Genomic DNA, 23,192 nt, shown 5'->3' with positions numbered 1-23,192 from the left:
GTATATGCTATGTTCTCTCACTTGTATCTATCTTTTTTAACTGCATAAGATAACAGTCCCTAGCCATTTTCCTATACATAAAGATAGAAGCATTTATACCTAATACTTCATATAACCTTAGGCAAAATGCATCCATCTTTCTGCATAGGAAACATCTAGCTTATTTAGCTAGATGTTTCCTAGTTTTCATATCAATTGTAGCATGAGCTACTCTTCGCTCAATTTCCATTCTCTCTTTATTAATCATATAGTTAATTGCCATACCAACTCCAAGTAATGCCCAGAAAATAGGTGCGACTGAAACAACAGAGTCATTGAAGAATCCAGCGCCTAAGTAACCCATTACTGCTAGGAATGTTGCAATTCCTATAATTTCTTTATTTTCATAGAATCCTCTAAATGCATAAAGCTTAAAGCAGCTTACAACATATGTGCCTACTAATACGAGGAATGCAAGCAGTGCAAGCCCTCCATTATTAAGTGCAAATTGTAAATATAAATTATGAGGTTTATCAATAATCATATTTGGTGTATTGTATGCCCACCATTTAGCTAAGATATCTTGTTGTGGAAATGCTAAAGCAAATGTATCTGGACCATTTCCAATAAGCCATGTATCTTTTAACATTGGAATACTTCTAGACCAAATATATCCTCTGGCAGAGCCTAATTTTTCTTTACCTTTGAAACCTACATATGGTGCATCTTTGATTTCAATCTTTTGTTCTGCAATATCATTGATTGCATAAAGTCCTTCAGTAGGATCTACTTTAAATAAGAAAGCTTCAATGCCATTTACTGTTACGCGAACAATTGGTACTGATACTTCATTTTCTTTTAATAATTCTGTTTGTCCCATCACATATGAGATATTGCTAAATCTAGAATCTGTTGTTGTATAAGTGCCATTAGCCACTGTATAAGCTACAGGATTTCCTGATTTATCATATGTTGCTACCCCATCACTTTCTGCTTTAAATGTTAAAGCATCATCTTGTGTTTCAAGTGTCGCTGTACCATTTTCTATAATCACATTTCGTACAGGAATATGATCTTTGTAGTCAAAATCTGTATCTGCACCACTAAATAAGCTTGTAATATCATTTACAAGTGTTGGTATTCTGCTAAAGATTTGACCATTTGTAGCTGCATTAAATCCAAATACCACAACGATTGCCGCTAAAATAACAGGTACAACAATCTTCCATTTTCTCATCATCTTTCTTGCAAAAATAATGATTCCAAATACAAGTGCTACACCAAAACCAATAAGACCCGCTCTTGATGTACTACCAAACAATAAGAAAACAGCTAGTAAACTTACAATGCCGCAGAAAATTTTATTTTTCTTACCTTTTAAGAACAATGTAAGCGTTACAAAAAGCGGTACCATCATTGCTGCAAATGAACCTACGTAGTTATAGTGGAACATTGTACCGTAAATTGTTCCTTTGTCAATCAATCCTGATAAACCATTGATACTTGCTTGGTCAGTCTTAGAAATAACTAAATTTTGAACGAACTGATTATTAACAATAAGGTCTTTTCCTACGTATTGGAAATAACCAAAGAATGCATTCACAGCAACAACTACTGCAAGTGCTAAAATGATATACTTATAGCTATCGTATTTTCTAAATACCATCAGTGCATACATTAAAATTAAAATGTAACAAGCTGTGACTACCATACCTTCGCATCGATCTGGTATTCCCCACCATGCAGCTGAGCCGTACTGACTCATCACAGTTGCTGCCAAACTTGTAATTATGAATAACCCACTACATATCATATATGTAATTGTTGTCTTATCTACTTTAAACATCTCTTTCTGTGCCACTAAGAACAGCACGACTAACATAGCAACAGCCGTTAATATAATGAAGCTTGCCTTATAGCTAGAGAAGAAATCTGCAAACTTACTTGTTCCCATTGCAATAGCTACATCTACATCAGGTGTAGTAATTTGCAGCCTCACAATAAGTGGGATAATGCCTAAAACTACAATAAGTGGGATTAACATGATTCTATTTATAAGTAAGTTTCTTTTTTCTAGCTTCTCTTGTTTGCTTTGCTGCCTACTTAGCGTTTGATTTTCCGCCATAAAATAACACCTCAACTCCTTAACATATTTATTCCTAGTATAACATTCTTTTACTGTATATTCTATAAAATTAGCCATTCCTTTTTAAGGAAAGACAATATTTTCCCCATTTTATACTATTGTCCCTCTCTTGTTCATCTATGTTATAATACTTATATCTTTTTATTCTTAGGAGGAACGAAATGATTCGGGAAAATCAGAAATACTTCAATGGATTCCAAGTCTTCTTGGACATTGTCATTATATTCATCTCCTTTTTAGGAGCATACCTCACCAGATTTTATATCATGGATGATGGTACCATTACCGTAACCTTTGCAGAATCTCTGCCTTTCATCGTTGCAACGATTCCAGTCTACTTGCTACTCTACAGCTGGCTTGATTTATATACTTCTAAACGTATCAAATCTGTTACCCAAGAAGCAACTAAAATCATCGGTTCCAATACCGTAGGTGTTCTTGTCCTTGTAGCCTTTCTTTATATGTTCAAAGAAGCTAACTTCGCAAGATACGTCTTAATTTACTTCTTTATGTACAACTGCCTTTTAACGATTGCTTGCCGAAGCTGTGTACGCTTTTTACTGCGCAAATATCGTAAAAAGGGCTATAACCTTAAGCATTGCCTCATCGTAGGTACTACAGAGACATCTGCTAAGCTCATTAACAAACTTGCAACACATGCCTTCTGGGGTTATAGCATTGTGGGAATTGTACATACCGAACAAACTACCATGTCATCTTCTACAGGAACTATCAATACATCCTCTAATGTATCCCCTTCAAAAAAACCAATTTTTTGTGGTCACAAAATACTTGGCACCTTAGAGGAACTTCCAGAGTTACTAGAAAACACCTATATCGACCTTGTGATGATTGCAACTGAAGAAAATAATGCAGGTCAACTTGGCTATATCATTACTTGTTGTGAAAAGGCTGGTATCAAAACACATATTGTACCTTATTACTACAAATATGTCCCAGCCAAACCTTACATTGATGACTTAGATGGCTTACCTATCATTGATACAAGACACATCCCACTGGATAACTTATTTAAAAACTTCCTCAAAAGAAGTTTCGATGTTGTCTTTTCCCTCTTTGCCATCATACTCACAAGTCCACTCCTAGTTTTCTCTGCAATTATGGTCAAACTCACATCTCCAGGCCCTATTATCTTTAAGCAGGAACGTGTAGGCCTAGATCGCAAGAACTTTGATATGTACAAATTCCGTTCCATGCGCCTTCAAACAGATGAAGAAGAAATGGATAAGTGGACCACTAAGAACGATCCTCGTAAAACTTGGTGGGGTAACTTTATGCGCAAAACAAGTATTGATGAACTCCCTCAATTCTTCAATGTGCTTAAAGGTGATATGTCCGTTATCGGTCCTAGACCAGAGCGACCTTTCTTCGTAGATAAATTCAAAGAAGAAATCCCACGTTATATGATCAAACATCAAGTACGCCCCGGCATTACAGGTTGGGCACAAGTTAACGGCCTCCGAGGAGATACTTCTATAGAAGATCGCATCGAACACGATCTTTACTACATAGAAAACTGGACCTTCGGCCTAGACCTCAAAATCATCATCCTAACAATCTTCAAAGGCTTCATCAACAAAAACGCCTACTAAACATTGGGGACAGGTCTCTATTTTTAATGTTATAACCTTGGGGACAGGTCTCTATTTTTAATGTTATAACTAAAAAACAGACGATATGATATTCATATCGTCTGTTTTTTTATATTATTTAAGCGCCGTATTGGAAGGTTGCTTCTTTGGTGGTGTTGTTCCATGAGGCTTTTACGCCAAGGAGTTTGCCCACTTCGCTTACGGATACAAAGGTTCTACCTTCTTTTATAATAACTGGTACCTGCATTTCTATTTGTGCTGAATTTACTATGGCAAGTTTGTTGCCTTTTGTAAGCTGAATAATTCTATTACCTGCAAAAAGCGTAATTGTACCTTGTTCTTTATTATAAGTAATATCTTGTTCCGCTAAGCCAAATCCTTGCGCAACATAACGTATAGGCACCATTGTAAAGCCCGGTTCTTCAATATAGGGTGCTATATCCATCAAGATTTCTTCACTTCCCTTATAAGCTTTCATTGAACCGATTATAAATCTCAAAGTCTCTTTACTTAGCCCTTTATAATCTATGTCTTCTGTATTTTGAGTCGTTATATTAAAGAAGTCTTCAATAACAATACTTTTACCATATGCATCAATCGCCGTACCACCAATTTCTAAATCAATCTTGCCTTCTGGCACACTGCGGTCTACTGTTACTTCATTCATAACAATCTCAATCTTTCCAATTTCCTTCGTTTCCTTAAGAGTTACCAATGCTAAGAAGCAATCTTCTTCAGATGTACTGGCTCTCACACCTTTAATGCCGCCTTCTGTATGCATTTCCATGCTACTTCCCTTAAGCATAACCCCTTGATATTCATCACCAAGTTTAAATAAGATTTCTCCTCTTTGTAACATACCATTTTGGACTTCAGTAATTGTAATCTTACCAGCATATTGATTCTGCAACCCTACCTTCAATGAAGCCCCCTCTGTTACAATATTAATTGGATTACGAATAGATATAATCTGAAATACCTTACTACCTTCTGCTGCCGGCCCTTCAATAGTCATAAAAGTACTTCCCTGTTGCCTATTTTCAATAGGTACATAAACCGGCAATTTAAACCTTACCCTGTCTACTTTATTATTGCCACTAATCCCTTTGGCGATTGTTACCACCAAGCTACTTGGATTAATTTTTCCTTCTTCATCTTTTTCAAAGGCGATATCACTAATAAGCTCAATATTATTTACAAGCTGTATGTATTTATCCTTCTTGAGGGCCTCTAACTTTAACTGAGGATTTAAAGCTAAAACTTCATCGTCCGTCATCTTCTGTATCTCTTCAGCTTTTTTCCCAGTCTCACCATATTTAGTTAATAAGCTGCGATAATCAAATTGGGCCGTATCTAAAGTCATACTTAATGTACGTCCTTCTCTAAAACTATCATCTACCTTCTCGCCCATTACAAAGTTAATCTCCTCAATATGCCCAGCACCTACTTCTACTGCCTTACCTGACATCTCGCCATAGGCTCCATACTGCTCAACCTTCGCCATAATAACGCCATCTTTTGCATTCGATAACTGCTCAGAATTAATATTTACAAGTAAATTTCCTTCTGTAGGCTTTGTTTCTTTAGTCTTTACATACAAGTTTTTAATCATAACCGTTCCAGTTGTTGTCCCACCACTAATACCTGGAATTACAACCTTCACGATACCCTTATCACTATTATTAACTAGCATATAAATATAAGTTGCCTTATTATAAAATCCATTTAAAAACTCTACATAATCTTTTCCTGAAATTTTATAAGTAGTGTAACCTTTTTGATCATATTCCGTACTTACATGTTCGCCATATATATCAAATACATATTCGCTGCTATCTATTTCTAATGTAAACTCAACATCTTTCTTCATGGCACCCTTATAGGCCTCTACTATTTTTAAATCAGCTAATTTTCCACTTACACCAATTGTATTAACTGTTCCTAGTGCCCAACTTGCTTGTTTATCTGATACCGTTGCAAACGTCCACTTACCACTTGTAATCGTCGTGCCGCCTTGTAAACTTACTGTAGCTAAGGCATCTGTAACCTGTACCAACAAAGGAAATGAATATCTCCCCTTCTCATTAAGTGTACTTCCATCAACAAGGACTTTCATCACTTTATCCGACTCTTTAATATAGGTTATCTTAGCTTTAGGCACACCCACTACCCCACTCGTTTGCTCAAACTGCCATGTTGGTTTACCTTCTTTCATACCGGCCTCACCAAAGGCACCAGTTAATGCCTCTTCACTCCATTTAGAATTTGTTAACTCTAAATAAAATTCTTCATCCTGCCCTTCTGTATCCTTAAAAGTAATTCTTAAAGCATTAGCCGTGGTTATGTCTCTAAACACATGATTCTTTTCTACCTTTAACATTGTCCTAGCTAACCCATTAGCAGATGCTGCCTGTACATCAAACTGTATCGTGGTAAAAATCATAATGACTACTAGTAACCATGCTTGTACCTTTCTCTCCCTCATAATGTCCTCCTTTGTATATTCACTTTTTATTTAAACATTTTTAAATTTTACATTATATATTATACACTTGTACATATAAATAAACTAGCTTATTAAACCGCAATTTTATTAACATCATAGATCTATTTTCAAACTCACTTCATAAACATTAACCAAAAAACATCCTAATAATTCATCACAATAAAACAGGGTTGTTACATTAATTGCTAATGTAACAACCCTACTCTATTTATAAAACTTATTCTTTAACCTAACTATTATTTATTTTCAAATGTAGCTGTCTTTGTAGCTGAATCCCAAGAAGATTGAATACCGAGAAGACTAGCAATTTGGCTAGCTGGTAAATATGTTCTACCATTCTTGTTAACTACTTTTGCAGCCATTGGGAAGCTATTACCATTTACTACTGCAATATTGCTGCCTGTTGTAAGGTTGATAGTTCTTTCACCAGCGAAAATTGTAACGACACCTTTATTAAATAAGATATCTTTTTCAGATACACCAAATGCTTGTGCTACATATCTTGCTGGAACCATTGTGTAACCAGGATCTTGGATATATGATGGTGCATCCATTGTTACTTCTTGCTCATTTAATGTATACTTACTTTCACCGATTACAAATTTAGCAGTACCTTTAGCTAAACCACTTGCTGTAATGTCTTGAGTATTTGTTGTAGAAATCTTGATAAAGTCTTTGATAACTATTTTATGATTATCTACCGTACTATTATCTTCTACCCAACCTGCATCTTCATCAATGGCTGAACCGCTAATTTCAAGATCATATGTTCCTTGTGGAACTGTTCTATCTGTAGTGAACGTCATATTCTTGAATGTAATTGTAGCTGCTTCTTTAGATGAACGATTTAACGTTAAGTTAATTTTAGCATTTGATGAAGCCTTACCCTTAGTAATATCTGTCTTTGTACCCTTTAATCCATCTGATACTTCAACAGTTGCATCTGTTAAGTAAATATTGAAGTCTTCATCATCCTTTGTAATCTTGAATGTTACATCACCTTTTTGTAAGCAATCCTTATCTGTTTCTTTAATGGTTACAGAGCCAGATACTTGACCTTGAAGACCTGTTTTAAGTACTGCTTGCTCATATGTTACATTAAATGGATTGATGATATTAATAACTGTTGTAGATGCTTCATTATCAACAGCACGACCGCTTACTTTAAGTGTTACTTTTTCTTTGCCTTTATTATTAATTGGTACACAAATCTTTGTCTTGAATTTTAATACATCATTATCATCATTATCTTGGATAAGATCACCATCTTTATCCTCACCTAATGTAAAGTTAATTGTTTCTGGAATTGCTAAACCATCACTATCTGTATCAAATTCAGCTTCGCAATAAGTATGTTTATCTGTGCCTGATGGCATTCCACTTGTTGTCTTCCAGTCACTATCATTATCCATAAGTTGTTGTGCTAACCAATATGAATCAATCTTAGTTGCCCATCTCATATAGTCTTCATCACTGTAGTCTTTACTTGAATCATATGTTTTTCCATCAACTTTTGCATCATCAAACTTGCTACCATAGTCTTTAACAAGTTGTTTGTAATCCCAATGACCATTATCTAATGTCATTTCAAATTCACGGCCTGTAATCATACTATCTTCTACAGCTTCACCGATTTCAAATTCAACTTCTTCTTTACGTCCAGCTTTTACGTCTTCTGCTTTTTCATCCTTCATTTTAGCATAAACGCCATACTCTGATACTGTAGCTACTTTAAGGTCTGATTTCTCAGATACTAAATCATCACCTTTAATATCTACAAGGAAATCACCTTCTTCAGGATGTTTGTTTGTAGATTTAACTTTGATGTTTTTAAGTATGATTGTACCGCCACTATCACCTGTGATTTTTGGAATTGTAACTTTTAATACACCGTCATCTTTGTCTTCAACTGTTGCTGTAACTTTTGCTGTCTCTCCACTAAAGCCATATTTATATTCATATTCAAAAGCGCCTGTGAAGTAGTAATCTGAATCATCTAATTCAATCGTAAATGTTGTACCACCATCTACATTTAAAGCACCTTTATAAGCTTCTTCAATAGTAATATCACTTAAAGACCCTTCTGTATAGAATGTCTTGTCATTCGCAGCACTAACTGAAATTTTCTTTTCTGCTGTGGTTGCAAATATGAATGTACCTTTAGATACTGTTGTTGAGCCACCTTTACTTACAACACTAATTTTTGCATCCCCATCATCAGCTTTTGCAAAGATTGGGATTTGAACAACTGGATCACCTGATGATGGTAAACCTGAAACGGTAATCTTCATTGTATCATCATTTTGTCTTTCAAATGCAATAGTAATACCATTGTAGATGTATTTATATTCCTCTACATCTCCTTTGTTAGCTGTTACATTTCCATCTTTATCATATGCTATAAATTTGTTTTCTGCATATTGAGATGCATCCCATAATGTATCTTCATCCCATTTAGCATTGTCAAGGTCTAAGTAAAAAATTTCATCTCCACTAATGTGGTCTGTAAACTTAACTTTTAAGGCATTTGCTGTTGCATAATCTGTAAACTTAGCCTCTTTTTTTACTTTAAGTGTTTCTTTAGCTAAACTATTTGTTGAAGCAGCCATTGTTACCACTGGTACTGCGGTCATTGCCATAGTACTAGCTAAAACTACTGCTAATTTTTGATGTAATTTCATTTTAACTCCCCCTTGAATAAAATTTATAAGCTAATTAAGTTATATATCTGAATAATTAATTTATTAACTTAATTGACTATATTCTAATACTTCTATTTATTTTTTCAAGAGTTACTTCCAGTTTTAACCATTTTGTAACATAACTGCAAAAAACAAAAAAGACGCTTCACTTTAGCGTGAAGCGTCCTTTTCCTTGATATATCGACGATATGCCGTATAGACAAGTTATTTAGCTACTAATTAGTTGTTTTCAAATGTAGCTGTTTTAGATGATGAATCCCAAGCTGATTTGATACCAAGTAAGCTAGCGATTTGACCAGCTGGTACATATGTTCTACCATCTTTGTTGATTACTTTTGTAGCCATAGCTACGTTGTTACCATTTACTACTGCAATGTTACTTCCTGTTGTTAAAGAAATTGTTCTTTCACCAGCGAAGATTGTTACAGTACCTTTACCGAATAAGATATCAGCATCAGATACACCAAATGCATTTGCAACGTATCTTACAGGAACCATTGTGTAACCTGGGTCTTGAATGTAAGATGGAGCATCCATTGTTACTTCTTTGTCATTTAATGTGTATTTGCTTTCACCGATTACGAATTTAGCTGTACCTTTAGCTAAACCGTTTGCTGTGATATCTTGTGTATTTGTTGTAGAGATTTTGATGAAGTCAGAAACTGTGATTGTGTGACCATCTGCATCTACACCTGTACCACCAATTTCAAGATCATATGTTCCTTCTGGAACAGTTCTATCTGTTGTGAATTTCATATCTTTAAATGTAAGTGTAGCAGCTTCTTTAGAAGCACGGTTTAATGTTAATGTGATTTTAGCATTATTTTTAGCGCTACCTTTTGTTACATCTGATTTTGTTCCTTTTAATCCATCAGATACTTCTACAGTTACATCTGTTAAGTAGATACCGAAATCTTCATCATCTTTTTTGATTTTGAATGTGATATCACCTTTTTGGAAGCAATCTTTGTCTGTTTCTGTTAATGCAATAGAACCAGCTACTTGGCCTTGAAGACCTGTTTTAAGAACTGCTTGTTCAAATGTTACATTGAATGGGTTAACGATATTGATAGCTGTTGTAGTAGCTTCATTTTCGATACCACGACCAGAAATTTTCATTGTTACTTTTTCTTTGTCTTTGTTATCTACTGGTACACAGATATTTGTTTTGAATTTAACTTTATCACAGTCACCATTGTTTTGAACTAAATCTCCATCATCTTCCATACCAAGTGTGAATGTGATTGTTTCTACGATTGCTTTACCATCTGTATCTGCATCGAATTCAGCTTCACAGTATACATTTTTATCATCAGCTCCTGGAGTAGCATCTGTTGTTTTCCAGTCACCATCATTGTCCATAATATATTGTGCTAACCAATATGAATTGATTTTTGTTGCTGCTTTTTTGTAAGCATCATCATCTAAGTCACTAGCTGTTTTAACACCTGCTGCATCTAAAAGATCTGATTCTTTTTTGAAGTAATCTTTTACCATTTTTTTGTAGTCAAAGTGACCATTTTCTAATGTGATATCAAAATCACGACCTGTGATCATACTATCTTCTACATTTTCACCAATTTCGAATTCTACTTCTTCAATACGACCAGCTTTTACATCTTCAGCTTTGTCATCTTTCATTTTAAGGTAGATTCCGTATTGAGAAACTTTAGCGATTTTAACATCTGTTTTCTCTGCTACTAAATCATCACCTTTAATATCTACAAGGAAGTCGCCTTCTTCAGGTTTTTTATTTGTAGATTTAACTTCAAGTCCTTTAAGGATGAATGTACCAGCTGTAGCTGCATTTGGCATTTTTGGTAATGTGATTGTGATTTTACCATCATCTGTTTTAGAGATTTCAGCTTGTCCAACTGTCTCTTTATCTGTAGTAGTAGAAACTTGTTTTTCACCATAATCACTGAAACCGTATTTTCCTTCTAATGTGAATGTTCCAGATGTGAAGTAGAAATCGCTATCTGCTAATTCGATTGTGAATGTAGCACCTTCAGCTAAAGAACCTTTGTATGCTTCTTCAATTGTGATATCAGCAAGTTTACCATTTGTATAGAATGTTTTATCATTAGCAACTGTTAATGAAATTTTCTTTTCTGCTGTTGTAGCGAATACGAATGTACCTTGAGATACAGTTGTTGAACCACCTTTACTTACAACAGATACTTTTGCATCACCATCTTTAGTTTTTGCAAAAAGTGGAAGTTGTACAATTGGGTCACTACCTGTTAAACCAGAAACAGTAACTTTCATTGTATCATCATTTTGTCTTTCATATACAACTTTTGCACCATTAGAAGTAAATTCATATCCTCCATCTACTGCATTAAAGTCAGTACTTGCTTTAGCTGCTTCTTTTAATACATCTTCATCCCATTTAGCGTTATCAAGATCTAAGTAGAATACTTCATCTCCACTGATATGGTCTGTGAATTTTACTCTTAATGCATTTGCTGTTGAAGCTTCATAGAATCCAATTTCTTTTTTAACTTTAAGAGTTTCTTTTGTTAAGCTGTTTGTAGAAGCAGCCATTGTTACTACTGGTACTGCTGTTACAGCCATAGCACTAGCTAAAACTACTGCTAATTTTTGACGTAATTTCATTTTTGAAATCCCCCTTATTATATTTGAATTTTTTAATTTACTTAAACAATTAATAAAATAATTAATTCATTTAATTGATTACATTTTACATACAACTCGTCCTAAAATCAATACGTATTTGATTATTGTAATTTTTCTGTAATATTTGTGACATGTTAGGAAATATTACTCCTGTTTTGACCAAACGCAATATTTATGTTCCCTTTTTATATTTTCAAGCGCAAAAAAGGCAATTCGTATACTCACGAATTGCCTTTTTCTATCTACTTTATGTCATAAAACACTAAGTTTTTATTAGTTGTTTTCGAATGTAGCTGTTTTAGAAGCTGAATCCCATGTAGATTTGATACCAAGTAAGCTAGCGATTTGACCAGCTGGTACGAATGTTCTACCATCTTTGATTACAACTTTTGTTGCCATTGCTACGTTGTTTCCGTTTACTACTGCAATGTTGCTTCCGCATGTTAAAGAAATTGTTCTTTCACCAGCGAATAATGTTACTGTACCTTTACCGAATAAGATATCAGATTCTGCAACACCGAATGCTTGAGCTACGTATCTTACTGGAACCATTGTGTAACCTGGGTCTTGAATGTAAGATGGTGCATCCATTGTTACTTCTTTGTCGTTTAATGTGTATTTGCTTTCTCCGATTACGAATTTAGCAGTACCTTTAGCTAAACCACTAGCTGTGATATCTTGTGTATTTGATGTAGAGATTTTGATGAAGTCTTTGATTGTTAAGCTGTGACCATCTGCATCAATACCTGTACCAGAAATTTTAAGATCATATGTTCCTTCTGGAACTGTTCTGTCTGTTGTGAATTTCATATCTTTAAGTGTTAAAGAAGCAGCTTCTTTAGAAGTTCTGTTAAGAGTAACTACTACATTACCTTTTTTACCTTCTGTTACTTCAGATGATGTACCTTTAACACCGCCTGATGTTTCTACTGTTACGTCTGTTAAGTAGATACCAACGTTTTCATCTTTATCTTTGATTTCGAATTTGATATCACCTTTAGAGAACATTTCTTTGTCTGTTTCTGTAAGTGTAATTGTACCGCTTACTTGACCTTGAAGACCTACTTTAAGTACAGCTTGTTCAGATGTTACGTTGAATGGGTTGATGATTGTTACAGCTTTAACTGAAACTTCATTTTCTAACGCACGACCAGAAGCTTTTACAGTAACGCTTTCTTTATCTTTGTTTCCAATTGCTACGCAAACTGGAAGTTTGAAAGTCATTTTGTCTTCTTCTTTGTTGATTTGAGCATTTTTGTCTAATTCAACGATTAATGTTTCTGGAATGATTTCTCCATCTTCATCTTCATCGAAGTAGATTTTTGTGATGAGGTCTGTATCTACACCGTTTAATTCGAATGTAGCATCTTTGATAAGATCAGCACTCATTAATTTTTCAACGTTTAATTGTGTTGATACATAGTGATCTTCATCTTCTTTACCATCTTTATCTAATTCAAGTTTATCACTACCGTATTTGTTTAATAATGTTTTGTAATCGAAGTGACCATTGTCAAGTGTGATTTCAAATTCACGACCACCAACGATGCTATCTTCAACTGTTTCACCAATTGTGAATTCTACATCTTCAATGCGACCAGCAATGATATCTACTGCTTTGTCATCTTTCATTGAAATGTATGTACCGTATTTAGCTACTTTAGCTACTTTAACGTCTGTTTTTTCTGCTACTAAGTCATCACCTTTAATATCTACAAGGAAATCACCTTCTTCAGGATTTTTAACTGTAGATTTTACTTGAAGACCTTTAATTACGAATGTACCAACAGAATCTTTATCTTTCATTGCTGGTAATGTAATTGTTAATTTACCATTGTCTTTAGTAGAGATTTCACCTGTAACAGTTTGTGAACCGTAACCGCTGAAACCATATTTACCTTCTAATGTGAATGATTCTGAATCAAATTTGAAGTCGCTATCAGCTAATTCAATTGTGAATGTAGCACCTTCTGCTAAAGCACCTTTGTAAGCTTCTTCGATTGTGATATCAGCAAGTTTACCACTTGTGTAGAATGCTTTATCGTTAGCTGCACTTACAGAGATTTTTTTCTCTGCTGTTGTAGCGAATACAAATGAACCTTGAGATACAGTTGTTGAACCACCTTTGCTTACTACAGATACTTTTGCATCACCATCTTTAGTTTTTGCAAGAAGTGGAAGTTGTACAATTGGGTCACCGTTTGATGTTGATTTGTCTAAATCTGAAACAGTAACTTTCATTGTATTATCATTTTGTCTTTCATATTTAACAGTTGCACCATTAGATGTGAATTGGTATCCACCTGATACTGTAACAAATCCTTCGTTTGCAGCTGCTTCTGCTAATACATCTTCATCCCATTTAGCGTTATCAAGATCTAAGTAGAATACTTCATCACCACTGATATGATCTGTGAATTTTACTCTTAAAGCATTTGCTGTTGAAGCTTCATAGAACCCAACTTCTTTTTTAACCTTAAGTGTTTCTTTTGTTAAACTATTTGTTGAAGCAGCCATTGTTACTACTGGTACAGCTGTTACTACCATAGCTGACGCAAGAACTACTGCTAATTTTTGACGTAATTTCATCTATAAATTCTCCCTTCGAATTATGTTTCCTAGTTGTATAATCATTAACTCAAAATTGATTATATATATTTAACTATTCTAAGTCAATTTTAATTTCAAAATGTAATATTTTTGTAACATAATGTCGAAAGAAAATGAATTAAAATATTTTTCTTTCTATTTTATTCCAGTATATCCATTTATTTGTATATGTGCATATAAAAAGAAGTTAACCTAAGAGCATTAATACCATTTCTTTAGGTCAACTTCTTTTTATCGATTTATTCACATCATTCGCGGAGACAAAGCAACTAACACTATGTTATCAATTCAAACTTTAATCTAGCTTTTCGCTATTTCTAATAACTTAATAGTCTCCGCCAAATGTAGCAGTCTTCTCTGCATTGTTCCACGCTTTACTTAATCCTAGTAATCTAGCTACCTCGCCTATTGGTGCATAACTTCTGCCATCTTTCACGACAATAGGTGCATCCATTGGGATATTTACTCTATTAACAGTTGCTACATCACTATTTACGCGAAGTTCTACTGTTTTATTGCCATACTTGAAATAAATCATCCCATTATTATATTGAATATCTTCTTCATATACACCAAGAGCTAAAGCAACATATTTAAGCGGTACCATAATATATCCTGGTTCTTGTACAAAGGTTGCTGCATCCATTTCATATTGCTCACCATCAACACTATAATAATTTTTGCCTACTGTGAACTGAATGCCTTTTTTCTTTTCTTTTTCTGTTTGCTGTTTTTCTTCTTCTGCAATTATTGCATCTTGCTCTGCTTGTTCTTCTTCTGATGTTTTTGTTTTAATATATCCTACTACAATGTCTTTTTTGGTATCAACTATAGCATCTCCCTCTAAGGTCAAGAGTACGCTTTCTTCTTGAACATTAGATGACTTATTGATGATTGGAATATTTTTAAGTGTAATGCTTCCTACTTCTGAGGTATTGCCACCTTTAACTTTAAAAATGATTGTTTTATCATCATTATTAATCTTTTTTAACATTACAGTTGTATTCATTCCTGCAAAACCACCGCCATATGTTATGTAGTCATCTGAATTTAATTCATAATCTGTATCATCAGAATGAACTTTTTCACTGATATAATCAAAATCCCCAAAAGCTAAATTCGTATTTTGTAATTTTAAAGTAATTTCAATTTCATCTTCTATAATATAAGGGCGTAGTTCTGTAAAAGTAATCGGTGCAATAGTTCCTTCTTTTTTCATAGATGGAATATCTTCAACTTCCCAGGTAACCTTCCTTTCTCTTTGTGCACCAACTAATACCTTCTGTGTACTAATAAGTTCACTTTCATCTCCTGGTTCAACAACTACACTTACTTCTTTATCCCTAGCTTCTATCATAAGTGCTACTACAAAACTTACTTCATCTCCTTCTTCTATATCACTTGGAATATCTACATTAAGTTGAAGACAATCTTCACCCCTGCTCATTAATGCCACTTTATATGCATCAATATTCTTGGCATCATAAATCTGCACACTTGTCCCATTGCGATCTGCCCATACGGCATTGTCTAACTTTAAGATAATCTTTTCTGTTTTTCCTGCACGTTTGTAGGCATCTTTGATTGTAATTTTAAGTCCTGGTGCTTCTTCTTTATCTGTCCATGTGCTACCTTCTTTAACATTTTCCACACTACTTGTAAGTGCTGCCTCAGATTGCGCTTGTAACGGCATAACCCCTAAGCATAGTGCTGCAATTATAATACTCATTCTTAATCGTTTGCTCATAACTATTTTCGCTCCTTTTATTTTTATAGTTTTTGTTAGTTTATAATCGGTTTCTCTATATAGATTTCACAGTTATAAATTTTAGTTAATCATTATGTTATAGCTATGTAAAATCATTGGGAGAAATCTATTTATGTGATGTATAATTTAGAGTTATAGTTGGTTTCTCTATAAATATGTCTTCTTAGAATTTATATTTCCCGCCACAATTGTAAGAGTTTTTAGTTAATTATACCATTTATATAGGATACTTTACTACTACATCTTGGACTAAGTTAGTTTTATATTTCAATATTCTCTTTTACCTTATGATAAATACCAGATAATAAGTACAAAAAAGCAGCCCTTACGGACTGCTTTTTGTGCTTTATTCATTTATCAAATAAATATTATTTGTTTTCGAATGTAGCTGTTTTTGTAGCTGAATCCCATGATGTAGAGATTCCAAGAATTCTAGCGATTTCTCCAACTGGAGCGTATGTTCTACCTTCTTTAACTACTACTTTTGTTCCCATAGTTACAGATGCACCATTAACGATAGCTACGTTGCTACCAGCTGTTAATTGGATTGTTCTGTTACCAGCGAAGATTGTAGCTGTTCCGTTTGAGAATAAGATATCGTTAGCTTTAACACCGAAAGCTTCTGCAACGTATCTTACTGGAACCATTGTGAATCCTGGATCTTGGATGTAAGATTGAGCATCCATAGCTTTTGTTGTACCGTTAGCTGTGTATGTAGCTTCACCGATTACGAATTTAGCTGTACCTTTAGCTAAACCGTTAGATGCTGAAAGATCTTCTGTGTTAGGTGTTCCAATTGTTAAGAAACCTTCTAATTTAATTGTTTGTCCTGTTGTTGTAAGAGCGTCTCCACCAAGTGTTACATCATATTTACCTTCTGCTACAGTTCTATCTACTGTGAAACCGAAGTTAGCGATTTCGATTGTTGAAGCTGTTTTTGAAGCACGTTTAACTGGAACTCTAACGATTACAGATTTTTCATCTTTTGATTTTGCATATGTAACTTCTCCAATTTGGATATCACCTTCTGTAACTTTTACTTCTGGAGTAGCTTTTAATGTAATTCCACTTGTTACTGGAATTGCAATTTCAATATCTTTACCAGATGTAAGCATAGCTTTATCAGCTTCTGTTAATGTTAATTTACCAGCTTCTTGTCCTTGAAGACCTACTTTAAGTACTGCAGCTTCTGTAGATACTTTAATACCTTCGTTGATTTTTGTGATTACAGCAGTTAATTTTTCAGCCATTGCACGACCTGAAATTGTTACTGTTACATCACCTGATTCTTGAATTCCACCAACAACTGGCATTGTAACTTCGATTTTATCTGTTTTTTCTCCAGCTACCATAACTGCTGTGAAACCAACTACTTTTTTATCTTCAACTGTTACATCTGTAATTGTTAAAGCTTTATCTTCTACTGTATTTGTTAATTTTACAGCTTTTTTAACTTCTTCAAGTGTTTTTTGCTCATCATATTTGTCATTTGTTGTTTGTTGGTCCACGATGTAACCTTTGTCTAATGCAAATTCTACTTCACGTCCATTAACGAATGATGTTTTTTCTGTTTCTGTAAGTGTAAATTTAACTGTTTTTGATTGACCAGCTTTAACTTCTACTTTATCAGAATCAGCGATTGTTACTTTACTTCCGTATGATGCAACTTCAGCTACTTTAACACCTGTTTGTGTTTTTGTTTTGTCACCATATACAGAGATTGTAAAATCACCTGTTTCTGGAGCTTTATCTTTAGTTGTTACTTGAAGACCAGAAATTCTGATTTGACCCATTCCATCAGCTTTAAGGTTGTTTGGTAATGTAACTTTTAAAACATCTCCATCAGCTGTTAATTTTACTTGTGATTCAGTGTTACCTTTTCCTGAGAAACCGTATTCGAATGAAACTTTACCTGTACCGTCTACGAATTTGTATCCGCTGTTGTCAATTTCAAGTTCGATTACGTTTTTACCTTCTTCAATGTTAGCCATAGCTTTTGCCATTGATTCTGTGATAATGATATCTGCGATTTCACCTGTTGTGTAGAATGTTGGAATTGTTTTTCCTACTGTTACTTCTACTGAACCTTCGCTTGTTGTAGCGAATACGAATGAACCTTTAGATACTGTTGTAGCACCACCCATAGAAAGAACTTCTACTGTAGCATCTCCACCTGTAGCTTTAGCTAAGATTGGGAATGCTAATGTATTTGATTTTGCATCTTTAATTGCATCAGCTGTAACTGTTACTTTTACAGTTGTGCTATTTTGTTTTTCGTATTTCATTGTTGATGGAACAAATTTTCCAAGTGCTTCATCATCCCATGTAGCATTTGTAAGTTGTAAGTAGAATACTTCTGAATCTGTTCCATTGTTATCTTTAAAGTTAATTTTTAAAGAGTTTTCTGTTGTAACTTGATTTTTAGAAACTTTTAATGTTTCTTTTACTAAGCTATTTGTTGAAGCAGCCATTGTTACAACTGGTACTGCTGTGATTACCATTGCTGAAGCAAGAGCTACTGCTAATTTTTGACGTAATTTCATTTTGTCTATTCCTCCGATGTATAGTTTTAAATGGCACCCTTAAAAACTTTACCAATATTAGGCATTTTGTACCATGTATTAACTATTATATCCATATTATGTATCTTATGCAATATTTATATCAAACTTGTAACTTTCCTGTAAATTATTGTTATATTTTCCATTATTCAAAATTTATTATCTACTTTTAAAAAAGAGGATACAAATGTATCCTCTTTCAGGCTGTAGACAATTAACTTTTCCATAGTATTTTACTAGTCTAGAAATAGAAAACAGAGGTAAAAATGGACCTAAACTGCTCTTTTTACCCCTATTTTAATAGATTTTCTTGAATAATCCTCACTTAATTTGTGAGTTTATTTTGGGAAAATTCATTTGTCAACAATCTGAAAAGAGGATACAAATGTATCCTCTTTTCTCTATAATAAACAATTACTAGTTTGTTATATGGCTTAATTATTTGTTTGTGAATGTAGCTGTTTTTGTTGTGTTATCCCAAGCTTTGCTTACGCCAAGAAGTTGAGCTACTTCACCGATTGGTGCGTATGTTCTACCTTCTTTGATAACTACTTTTGTAGCCATTTTTACTTGAACACCGTTTACTACTGCAACATCACTGTTATTTGTTAATTGGATTGTTCTATTTCCAGCGAAGATTGTTGTTACTCCGTTTGAGAATAATACATTGTTTCCTGTTACTCCGAAAGCTTCAGCAACATATCTCATTGGTACCATTGTAAATCCTGGATCTTGAACGTATGATCTAGCATCCATTTCTTTTTCTACACCGTTAACTGTGTATTTGTTTTCACCGATTACGAATGTTGATGTTCCTTTAGCTAATCCGTTAGAACCTAAATCTTCTGTATTTGGTGTACCTACTGTTAAGAATCCATCTAATTCAAGTGTTTGTCCTGTTGTTGTAAGAGCATCTCCACCAAGAGTTACATCATATTTACCTTCTGCTACAGTTCTATCTACTGTGAAACCAAAGTTAGCAATTTCGATTGTAGAAGCTGTTTTAGAAGCACGTTTAACTGGAACTGTTACGATTACAGATTTTCCATCTTGTGATTTTTTGTATGTTACATCACCGATTTGGATGTCACCTTCTGTAACTTTTACTTCTGGAGCATCTGTTACTGTGATTCCGCTTTCTACTGGAACTGTGATTTCAATTTTTTTGTTTGTAGCTAACATAGCTTTGTCAGCTTCTTTTACTGTGATTTTACCAGCTGTTTGTCCTTGAAGACCTACTTTAAGTACAGCTGCTTCTGAATTTACTGCGAATACATCATTGATTGTTGTGATTACAGCTTTTACTTCTTCAGCCATTGCGCGACCTGAAATTGCAACTGTTACATCACCTGATTCTTGAAGACCAGCGATGATTGGCATTTTAACATCGATTTTATCTTTGCTATCTGTAGCTGCCATAACTGCTGTGAAACCAACTACTTTTTCATCTTTAATAACAACGTCTGTGATTGTTAAGTCTTTTTTAGCTACTGTATTTGTTAATGTTACAGCTTTTTTAACAGCTTCAATTGTTTTTGCTTCATCATATTTGTCGTTTGTTTCTACTTGGTCCATGATGTAACCTTTGTCTAATACGAATTCTACTTCACGACCGTTAACGAATGATGTTTTTTCTGTTTCAGCAAGTGTGAATTTAACATCTTTTGTTTGACCAGCTTTGATTTCTACTTTATCAGCTTTGTCAATTGTAACTTCACTACCGTATGATGTGATTTCAGCTACTTTAACACCTGTTTGTGTTGTTGTTTTGTCACCGTAGATAGAAACTGTGAAATCACCTGTTTCTGGAGCTTTTTCTTTAGTTGTTACTTGAAGACCAGAAATTCTGATTTGACCCATTCCATCAGCTTTAAGATCTGCTGGTAATGTAACTTCTAAAACATCTCCATCAGCTTTAAGTGCTACTTTAGCTGCGTCATTTCCTTTTCCTGAGAATCCGTATTCGAATGTAACTTCACCTGTACCGTCTACGAATTTGTAGTCGCTGTTGTCAAGTTCGATTTCGATTTTGTTTTTGCCATCTAAGTTTTTGAAAGCATCTGTCATTGATTCTGTGATTACGATATCTGCGATTTCACCTGTTGTGTAGAATGTTGGAATTGTTGTTCCTACTGTTACATCTACTGTAGCTTCACTTGTTGTAGCGAATACGAATGAACCTTTAGATACTGTTGTTGAACCACCCATAGAAACAACTTCTACTGCTGCATCTCCTGTTTCAACTTCTGCTAAAATTGGGAATGTTAATGATGCGTCTTTTGCAACTGTTTTATCAACTGTTACTTTTACTGTTGAATCATTTTGAATTTCGTATGAACTTACAGCATTACCTGATGCATCTTTAGCATATTTTGGTGCGAATTGTGCAACTGAATCTGCATCCCATTTAGCATTTGTAAGTTTTAAATAGAATACTTCGTTTGCTGAACCATTGTTATCTTTAAAGTTAATTTTTAAAGAGTTTGCTGTTGTAACTGTGTTTTCAGGTACCTTTACTGTTTCTTTTACTAAGCTATTTGTTGAAGCAGCCATTGTTACTACTGGTACAGCTGTAACTACCATTGCTGATGCAAGAACTACTGCTAATTTTTGACGTAATTTCATATTATATAAGCCTCCTAATATGGTGTGTGTTTTAAGTTATTGTTAGTTATAAGTTTCGCAAAGACACATACTTCTAGGGAGGTATGGTGCGTTGTTATATTTAATAAGCAACTTATGTGCTTATGTACTTTAATATTTCTGTAATATTTCGTAATACTTTTTTAATCCCTAATTGTCTTTTGCGTTTTCGAACACTCCCGTGCTCCATGTGCTTATTATAGCGTGGGCCTAGCTCCTTTTTCAACACCCATTTCTTGGAATCGACGTATTTTCATATGTTATTTACATTTTTGTAACGTATATATTTATAAAAAAACAAGGCCCTAGGCCTTGATATTTATAAGCTGCAAGTTTATTAAACACAAGTTTATTTTTCCATCAATTGCTTAACAAATTTAACATTCTTATAATATTTATATCTTATTTTTTAACTTTATCCTATGAATTTATTATATAAAATGCTTACATATGTCTTCTTATCTATCTCACTATCTTTTAAAACCAAGCTTATATCTACGCCCCTCATGTCTTCTGCCAAAAATACTTCTATATCCGTAACAGGATTCACCTGGTATAACAAACACATGCTTGCTTTGTAGCATTTCCATATATCTAACACATATTTCTTTAAAACACGACTTACTTTCCTGCATGCTTTTTCCCATTTTGATACTCCCTAAATAATAAATCTTCATCATCCTATGAAAATCATACTTCATAACATCTATCATCCTCACAAATGCATTTCTATGGTAGGCTTCTCCCCATTTAGGTGTAAATTTCTTAAACGTATTTATGTCCTCTGCAATACCGATTTTATTACTACGCTTCACAAATACAATGTGGCCATCTTCTATCAACTTATTAACCTGTGCTTTATTAAATCTTTTATCCACTTCCACAGCTTCCTCGTATATAAACTGCGCTTCATTCTGCCTCAGCCCAGCACTAGCCACTACACCGGCCATCCATGCAGTACACTCATACCTCGTTAACTGCATGCCATCTGCAAGCTTCACCCCATTCGCAACAGATATAACGCCCATATGATTAGCCTCTCCATAATGAGCCATCACCGCATATACACCTCTGCCTTCTACTTCCCTTAATCCCTTTATAAATTCAGTCACCTTCCTTTTCACCCTATTCTCCTCCGTCGCAATAGCCATAGCCCGCCATTCATATCGCCTAATTGTCTCAAGGAATCCTTCCCACTCCTTACTACTCACCTTATAGTCCATCCCACCATCAAGCCTAAACTCCATCACATCATCCACTTCCCACAATTTATTCCCCACCTCAAACCTCACATAACTATTCTCCTTTAATTCTCCTATTTCATTAACCCCCCGCCAATCTACAACCTCCCCCTGCAACCTCGTTACAACCACATATCTAACACCCTTTTTAAAGACCTGTCCCCTCTCTTCTCCAACACCACTTTTAGAGACCTGTCCCCTTTCTTCTCCAACGCCACTTTTAGAGACCTGTCCCCTTTCTTCTTCAACCCCGTTTTTAGAGACCTGTCCCCATTTTTCTTCAACACCACTTTTAGAGACCTGTCCCCTTTCTTCTCCAACGCCACTTTTAGAGACCTGTCCCCTTTCTTCTTCAACCCCGTTTTTAGAGACCTGTCCCCACTCTTCTTCAGCGCCACTTTTAGAGACCTGTCCCCATTTTTGCTGCCATTGTTTGTAGGGAACAATATAAACGGTGAGAGCATTTCCTCTTGTCCCTGGATATTGTGCTGTGAGTGTTAAGCATGGCGTCTTACAGGTAGCATGTTCTCCTGAATTTAATCTATAGATTAAAACTTGTTTAGCCCTTTTAAATGCTTCTTTTAATAAAATTAGCTCCGATGCCTCTAAGCTATATCCTAATATTTCTTTAAAGTTTGAACTAGCTTGTAGACTTATTACTTTGTGACTTTCTCCATAATCTAAAACTAGTGGCATTGCAACAATTCCTCTATTTTTAGGTTGTCCAATTATATATTTGTTCTCTATCTCTTTTTGTATCTCCATAATCTTTATCCCCTTTTA

At 34.5% G+C, this 23,192-nt stretch carries 10 protein-coding genes; 1 reads left to right on the top strand and 9 read right to left on the bottom strand.

Annotation, left to right across the window (positions count from 1 at the left end; genetic code table 11):
• Window positions 1-160: 160 nt before the first annotated feature.
• Window positions 161-2,104 (bottom strand): O-antigen ligase family protein, encoded by a 1,944-nt coding sequence (locus tag AC1VAQ_RS05800; RefSeq protein WP_479903594.1) that lies wholly within the window; start codon window positions 2,102-2,104, stop codon window positions 161-163.
• A 182-nt stretch (window positions 2,105-2,286) separates the two neighbouring features.
• Here AC1VAQ_RS05800 and AC1VAQ_RS05795 point away from each other — a divergent pair, with 182 nt between their 5' ends.
• Window positions 2,287-3,738, top strand: a complete 1,452-nt coding sequence (locus AC1VAQ_RS05795; RefSeq protein WP_479903593.1) for an undecaprenyl-phosphate glucose phosphotransferase — start codon at window positions 2,287-2,289, stop codon at window positions 3,736-3,738.
• Between the two features lie 118 nt (window positions 3,739-3,856).
• On the opposite strand, the gene AC1VAQ_RS05790 is transcribed toward AC1VAQ_RS05795, so the two are convergent.
• The 8 genes from AC1VAQ_RS05790 to AC1VAQ_RS05755 all read right to left on the bottom strand — a co-directional run bounded on the left by AC1VAQ_RS05790 (window position 3,857) and on the right by AC1VAQ_RS05755 (window position 23,174).
• The gene (locus AC1VAQ_RS05790) at window positions 3,857-6,223 is read right to left on the bottom strand and encodes a stalk domain-containing protein (protein ID WP_479903592.1); all 2,367 of its coding nucleotides are present in this window, start codon (window positions 6,221-6,223) and stop codon (window positions 3,857-3,859) included.
• Between the two features lie 257 nt (window positions 6,224-6,480).
• On the bottom strand, window positions 6,481-8,925 hold the full coding sequence (locus tag AC1VAQ_RS05785) for a stalk domain-containing protein (protein ID WP_479903591.1): 2,445 nt from the start codon (window positions 8,923-8,925) through the stop codon (window positions 6,481-6,483).
• A 240-nt stretch (window positions 8,926-9,165) separates the two neighbouring features.
• The gene (locus AC1VAQ_RS05780; protein ID WP_479903590.1) at window positions 9,166-11,565 is read right to left on the bottom strand and encodes a stalk domain-containing protein; all 2,400 of its coding nucleotides are present in this window, start codon (window positions 11,563-11,565) and stop codon (window positions 9,166-9,168) included.
• A 294-nt stretch (window positions 11,566-11,859) separates the two neighbouring features.
• Window positions 11,860-14,175, bottom strand: a complete 2,316-nt coding sequence (locus AC1VAQ_RS05775; RefSeq protein WP_479903589.1) for a stalk domain-containing protein — start codon at window positions 14,173-14,175, stop codon at window positions 11,860-11,862.
• Between the two features lie 346 nt (window positions 14,176-14,521).
• Window positions 14,522-15,943 carry a stalk domain-containing protein gene (locus AC1VAQ_RS05770; protein WP_479903588.1) on the bottom strand — a complete coding sequence of 474 codons (1,422 nt, stop codon included), beginning with the start codon at window positions 15,941-15,943 and terminating at the stop codon, window positions 14,522-14,524.
• 389 nt (window positions 15,944-16,332) lie between these two features.
• The gene (locus AC1VAQ_RS05765; RefSeq protein WP_479903587.1) at window positions 16,333-18,507 is read right to left on the bottom strand and encodes a stalk domain-containing protein; all 2,175 of its coding nucleotides are present in this window, start codon (window positions 18,505-18,507) and stop codon (window positions 16,333-16,335) included.
• A gap of 456 nt (window positions 18,508-18,963) precedes the next feature.
• Window positions 18,964-21,150, bottom strand: a complete 2,187-nt coding sequence (locus tag AC1VAQ_RS05760; RefSeq protein WP_303244400.1) for a stalk domain-containing protein — start codon at window positions 21,148-21,150, stop codon at window positions 18,964-18,966.
• Window positions 21,151-21,638: 488 nt separating this feature from the next.
• Window positions 21,639-23,174: a phage tail sheath subtilisin-like domain-containing protein gene (locus tag AC1VAQ_RS05755; RefSeq protein WP_479903586.1), complete on the bottom strand. Its 1,536-nt coding sequence runs from the start codon at window positions 23,172-23,174 to the stop codon at window positions 21,639-21,641.
• Window positions 23,175-23,192: the final 18 nt, after the last annotated feature.

It is taken from the genome of Cellulosilyticum sp. (assembly GCF_982396655.1).
The sequence above is the reverse complement of the archived record's forward strand: the minus strand, read 5'-3'. Positions and strand labels throughout refer to the sequence as shown.